This is a genomic window from Ideonella sp. A 288, assembly GCF_002198735.1.
GTDB lineage: Bacteria > Pseudomonadota > Gammaproteobacteria > Burkholderiales > Burkholderiaceae_C > Pseudaquabacterium.
The window spans coordinates 1-5,374 of sequence record NZ_MWLO01000012.1; the positions used below are offsets into that span (position 1 = coordinate 1).

Consider the following 5,374-nt stretch of genomic DNA (forward strand, 5'->3'; position numbering starts at 1 on the left):
ATTCCGTCCGTGCGCGCCGCCGGCCGCCGTCGCGCCGAGCCCGGCCAAGGCACCCGCCAAGACCGGCGGGCGGCGCGCACGGACGGAATCGGCGGCCCTTGACACGGCGACGGTTGTCGAGCCGACGTCGTCGGAGCGCGCGGCCCCGGTGCGCGAGACAGTGCGCGAGCCGGTGCGCGAACCGGCCGCTGCGCCGGCGCGGCCGGCCGGCAAGTCACTGGCGCGTTCGCTGGCCAAGACCCTGGCCAAGGCGGCGCCCGCCGCCGCGCCGGTCGAGGCCGCGCCGCCCGCAGAGTCGCAAGATTCGCCCGCGCCGGCCAAAGTCCGCCGCGGCGGGCGCGCCGCCCGGGCCGCCGAGGCCGCGCCGCTGCCCGACGAGGTGCTGCGCATCCTGGACGCGGTGCCCGAACTGCGCCAGGGCGCGAAGCTGCCGCTGAACATCGCCACCGAGAAGCTGCGCGCCGCGAACCTGCTGGCCCGCAGCGCGCCGTCGACGCGGCTGTTCAGGAAGCACCCCGACCTGTTCGAGCTGCTGCCGCACGACCAGCCGAACCAGGTGGTGTTCCGCGGCGCAGCCTGAGCCGGCGCGCCACGGCCCTGGCCCTTACCCCGGCATCCCGGGACGCTGGGCGGGCGCTCAGGCGGGCAGGAAGCCCTCGATCGACAGATACCGCTCGCCGGTGTCGTAGTTGAAACCCAGCACGCGGCTGCCGGCCGGCAGCTCGGGCAGCTTCTGCGCGATGGCGGCCAGCGTGGCGCCGCTGGAGATGCCCACCAACAGGCCTTCTTCGCGGGCGCAGCGGCGGGCCATCTCGCGCGCCGGTTCGGCGTCCACCTGGATCACGCCGTCGAGCAGCGCGGTGTGCAGGTTGGTCGGGATGAAGCCCGCGCCGATGCCCTGGATCGGGTGCGGGCTGGGCGCGCCGCCACTGATCACGGGCGAGGCCACCGGCTCCACCGCGAACACCTTCAGGTTCGGCCAGGCCTTCTTCAGCACCTGCGCGCAGCCGGTGAGGTGGCCGCCGGTGCCCACACCGGTGATCAGCGCGTCCAGCCCGTCGGGGAAGTCGCGCAAGATCTCCTGCGCCGTGGCGCCCACGTGCGCGGCGATGTTGGCCGGGTTCTCGAACTGCTGCGGCATCCAGGCGCCGGGCGTCTGCGTCACCAGTTCTTGCGCCCGCGCGATGGCGCCCTTCATGCCCTTCTCGCGCGGCGTGAGGTCGAAGCTGGCGCCGTAGGCCAGCATCAGCCGGCGGCGCTCGATGCTCATGCTGTCGGGCATCACCAGCACCAGCTTGTAGCCCTTGACGGCGGCCACCATGGCCAACCCGATGCCGGTGTTGCCCGAGGTGGGCTCGATGATCGTGCCGCCGGGCTTCAAAGCACCGCTCTTCTCGGCGTCTTCGACCATCGACAGCGCGATGCGGTCCTTGATGGACCCGCCGGGGTTGCCGCGCTCGGACTTGATCCACACCTCGGCGGCGCCGAACAGGCGTTGCATGCGGATGTGCGGCGTGTTGCCGATGGTGGCAAGGACGTTTTCTGCTCTCATGGGCACTCTCCTGGTGAGCCGTGATAATCGCATGGTGAAGCAAGCCAGACCGCCGCTGGGGCGATCACCGAAAGGTGGCCCTGGAGGAAGGTCCGGACTGCACAGGGCAGCGTAGCAGCTAACGGCTGCCCGCCGTAAGGCGAGGATCAGAGCAACAGAGACGAGTCGAGACGGGCGCCTGGCAAGGGTGTTCTGTGAGGCGCTGGCGCAAGCCAGCGACCGGACGGCGCAAGCCGGCTGGCCACGGCGCAAGCCGGGGACCTCACAGCCACCCGAGACGGGTCGCGGGCGAAAGCCCGCAACCCGTCTCGGGTGAAACGGGCAATCTCTACGCGCAGCAACACCGAATAGGCACACGTCGATCCGGCCCGGGGAGTGTGCGGGTAGGTGGCATCGAGCCGGGTGGGCGACCCCCGGCCCAGAGGAATGGCGGTCACGCCGTGGCCGGCGCAAGCCGGGCGCGGCGCACAGAATCCGGCCTATCGGCTCGCTTCACATTTATCCCCGCCCGGCAGGCCCGCAAGGCCCTGCCGGGTCTTTCTCCCACGCGAGCCCACCGCTTGTCGAATCCATGAACCCCGACGCCGCCACGCTGTGGCGACACCCGCGCTGGATGCTCGCCGCCCTGCTGGCCGGCCTGGGCACGCTGGGGCCGTTCGCGATCGACACCTACCTGCCCGCGTTCTCGGGCATCGCCGCGTCGCTGTCGGCCACGCCGGCGCAGATGCAGCAGACGCTGTCAGCCTACCTGTTCGGCTTCGCGGTGATGAACCTGTTCCACGGCGCCATCTCCGACAGCGTCGGCCGCCGCCCGGTGGTGCTGGTCGGCCTGGCGGTGTTCACGCTGGCCTCGCTGGGCTGCGCGCTGAGCGAATCGATCGGCATGCTGGTGGCCAGCCGCGCCGTGCAGGGCATGGCCGCGGGCTCGGGCATGGTGGTCTCGCGGGCCATCATCCGCGACATGTACCCGCAGGAAGAGGCGCAGCGGGTGATGTCGATGGTGACCATCTTCTTCGGCATCGCGCCGGCCATCGCGCCGCTGATGGGCGGCTTCCTGTTCGTGCACGCCGGCTGGCACTCGATCTTCTGGCTGCTGGTGGCCATCTCGCTGGCGCTGCTGGTGCTCAACGCCCGCCTGCTGCCCGAGAGCCTGCACCTGTCGCAGCGCCAGCCGTTCGCGCCGCGGCCGCTGCTGCAGGGCTACCGCCAGATGGTGGGCAACCCGCGCTTCGTCGCGCTGGTCTTCGCCAGCGGCGTGCCCTTCAACGGCATGTTCCTGTACGTGCTGTCGGCGCCCGAATGGCTGGGCACCCACCTGCGTCTGGCGCCGACGCAGTTCTTCTGGTTCTTCATCCTGTCGATCAGCGGCATCATGGGCGGCGCCTGGCTGTCGGGGCGGCTGGCCGGGCGCATGCCGCCCAAGCGGCAGATCCGCCACGGCTTCACGGTGATGGTGTCGGTGTCGGTGCTCAACGTGGCGCTTAACCTGCTGTTCGAGCCGCATGCGGCCTGGGCCATGCTGCCCGTGGCCGGCTACTCGTTCGGCTGGTCGCTGATGGTGCCGGTGGTCACGCTGATGGTGCTGGACGTTGTGCCCGACCGGCGCGGCATGGCCTCGTCGCTGCAGGCCTGCATCGGCAGCCTGGCCAACGCGCTGGTGGCCGGCGTGGTGGCGCCGCTGGTGATGCACTCCACCGTGGCGCTGTCGCTCACCTCGTTCGGCTTCCTGATGGTGGGATTGCTCGCCTGGCGCTGGGTGCGGCGCCTGCCGGGCTGAGCAGCACCTCAAGTCGCCCGTTGTTCGGCCGATAGCGTGGGAGCAGAGGTGCCCACGTCCCGTGTGCACCACCCAAGGATGCACACCATGCGCCACGCCGACACCCGCCGCCTGCCCACCCCCCATGCGCTGCGCCTGCATGCGCTCGCCGCCGCCCTGCTGCTGGCCGGCGCGGCCCTGTGGACGACCGGGGCCCGCGCGGCCGATGCCCACGCCGAGCCCGCCAAGCCGGCCGCGAAGGCCAAGGCTGCGGACCACGCCGAGCCGGCCAAGCCTGCGGCCAAGCCCGCCGCCAAGGCCGAGGCGCACGCCGCCGGCGCGCACGAGGCCCCGGCCCCGGCCGCCAAGGGCGCCGCCCCGCAAGACCCGATGGATGCGCTGCGCGAGCGGCTGGCCGCCAAGCTCGGTGCCACAAAGGCCCCCGAGGCGAAGACGCCCTACGTGGTGCGCGTCGTCGCCAAGGCCGACGCCCAGCATGGCCAGGCGCCGGCGGCGCGGTCGCGGGAGCACACGGCCAAGGTCGTCGCCGCGCTGCGCGCCGAGAAGGCGGCCCAGGCCCATGGCGCCGACGGCGCCGCCCCGGCGGGCGAGGGCCATGCCGCGCACTGGAGCTACGACGGCGATGGCGGCCCCGAGACCTGGGGCCGGCTCAAGCCCGAGTTCGCCAAGTGCGCCAACGGCACGCGGCAGAGCCCGATCGACATCCGCGGCGGCATCACGGTCGAACTCGACCCGGTGAAGTTCGAGTACCAGCCCATCGGCTTCAACGTGCTCGACAACGGCCACACGGTGCAGGTCAACGTCGGCTCCGGCAATGCCATCGAGGTGATGGGCCGGCGCTACGACCTGGTGCAGTTCCACTTCCACCGCCCGGCCGAGGAGCGCATCAACGGCCGCCGCTTCGACATGGTGGCGCACCTGGTGCACAAGGACCCCGAAGGCCGCCTGGCCGTGGTGGCCGTGCTGCTGGACCGCGGCACCGCGCACCCGCTGATCCAGTCGGTGTGGAACAACCTGCCGCTCGAGAAGGGCGACGAACTGCCGGCGCGCATCTCGCTGGACCTCAACGAACTGCTGCCCAAGGACCGCCGCTACTACACGTACATGGGCTCGCTGACCACGCCACCGTGCAGCGAGGGCGTGCTGTGGATGGTGATGCAGCAGCCGGTGACAGTCTCGCCGGAGCAGATCGCCGTGTTCGCGCGCCTGTACCCGATGAACGCCCGGCCGATCCAGTCGGCCGCCGGCCGCCTGATCAAGCAGTCGAACTGAGCCCCGGCAAGGCGTCGTGGCGGGGCGCGCAAGGGCTGGCACCCGCCAGCCCCGCGTTGGCCGTCATGCCGCCGCGCCGATGGTCAGGGCGATCTCGCCCACGCCGGCCACCTGGCCGGTGAGGCGGTCACCCGGCTGCACCGCACCCACGCCTTCGGGGGTGCCGGTGAAGATCAGGTCGCCGGGCTGCAGGTGATAGAACAGCGACAGGTCGGCAATGATCTCGCGGATGCCCCAGATCAGCTTGTCGATGTCGGACTGCTGCCGGGTCTGGCCGTTCACCTGCAGTGCCAGCGTGCCCTGTTCGAGCACGGTGCCGGGCATCGGCACGATCTCCGAGACCACCGAGCCCTGCTCGATGTCCTTGCCCAGGTCCCAGGGGCGGCCCTTGTCGCGGGCCACCAGTTGCAGGTCGCGCCGGGTCATGTCCAGGCCACAGGCGTAGCCGTAGACCAAGGCGTGCGCCTGTGCGGCCGGCACGCGAAAGCCCGTGGCGCCGATGGCCAGCACCAGTTCCATCTCGAACTGGTAGTTGGCGGTCTCGCTGGGGTAGGGCACGGTGGCGCCCGAGGCCACCAGCGTCGTCGGCGACTTGGTGAAGTAGAACGGCCGCTCCACCGACTTGTCGACCGGCTTGCCCATCTCCAGCGCATGCGCGTGGTAGTTGCGGCCGACGAAGAAGAGGCGGTTCACGGGCAGGCGACTGGCCTGGCCGCGCACCGGCAGCGAGGCCACGGGCGGCGGGGCCCAGAGGTAGGTGGGGTGGGTCATGA

4 protein-coding genes, 1 other RNA gene and 1 pseudogene are annotated in these 5,374 nt (G+C 71.5%); 4 read left to right on the forward strand and 2 right to left on the reverse strand.

The annotated features are described in order from the left end of the window. Positions 1-580, forward strand: a pseudogene (locus tag EOINJALH_RS00545) (hypothetical protein); the annotation flags it as partial. A 57-nt stretch (positions 581-637) separates the two neighbouring features. Here EOINJALH_RS00545 and cysK read toward each other — a convergent pair. Next, positions 638-1,552 (reverse strand): cysteine synthase A, encoded by a 915-nt coding sequence (gene cysK / locus EOINJALH_RS00550; RefSeq protein ID WP_088278367.1) that lies wholly within the window; start codon positions 1,550-1,552, stop codon positions 638-640. A 36-nt stretch (positions 1,553-1,588) separates the two neighbouring features. Between cysK and rnpB the strand changes: the two genes are divergently transcribed. From rnpB to EOINJALH_RS00565, 3 genes are all read left to right on the forward strand, one after another. Further along, positions 1,589-2,050: RNase P RNA component class A (gene rnpB / locus EOINJALH_RS00555), an RNA gene on the forward strand. Positions 2,051-2,123: 73 nt separating this feature from the next. Continuing rightward, on the forward strand, positions 2,124-3,329 hold the full coding sequence (locus EOINJALH_RS00560; protein ID WP_088278368.1) for a multidrug effflux MFS transporter: 1,206 nt from the start codon (positions 2,124-2,126) through the stop codon (positions 3,327-3,329). 87 nt (positions 3,330-3,416) lie between these two features. Further along, positions 3,417-4,601 (forward strand): carbonic anhydrase, encoded by a 1,185-nt coding sequence (locus tag EOINJALH_RS00565; protein ID WP_088278370.1) that lies wholly within the window; start codon positions 3,417-3,419, stop codon positions 4,599-4,601. 63 nt (positions 4,602-4,664) lie between these two features. On the opposite strand, the gene EOINJALH_RS00570 is transcribed toward EOINJALH_RS00565, so the two are convergent. Further along, positions 4,665-5,372, reverse strand: a complete 708-nt coding sequence (locus tag EOINJALH_RS00570; RefSeq protein WP_088278369.1) for a fumarylacetoacetate hydrolase family protein — start codon at positions 5,370-5,372, stop codon at positions 4,665-4,667. Positions 5,373-5,374 lie beyond the last annotated feature (2 nt).

What these genes read in the sequence shown, in the direction of transcription:
- cysK (WP_088278367.1), bottom strand. Translation starts at nt 1,552, where the DNA reads ATGAGAGCAGAAAACGTCCTTGCCACCATCGGCAACACGCCGCACATC.
- EOINJALH_RS00560 (WP_088278368.1), top strand. Translation starts at nt 2,124, where the DNA reads ATGAACCCCGACGCCGCCACGCTGTGGCGACACCCGCGCTGGATGCTC.
- EOINJALH_RS00565 (WP_088278370.1), top strand. Translation starts at nt 3,417, where the DNA reads ATGCGCCACGCCGACACCCGCCGCCTGCCCACCCCCCATGCGCTGCGC.
- EOINJALH_RS00570 (WP_088278369.1), bottom strand. Translation starts at nt 5,372, where the DNA reads ATGACCCACCCCACCTACCTCTGGGCCCCGCCGCCCGTGGCCTCGCTG.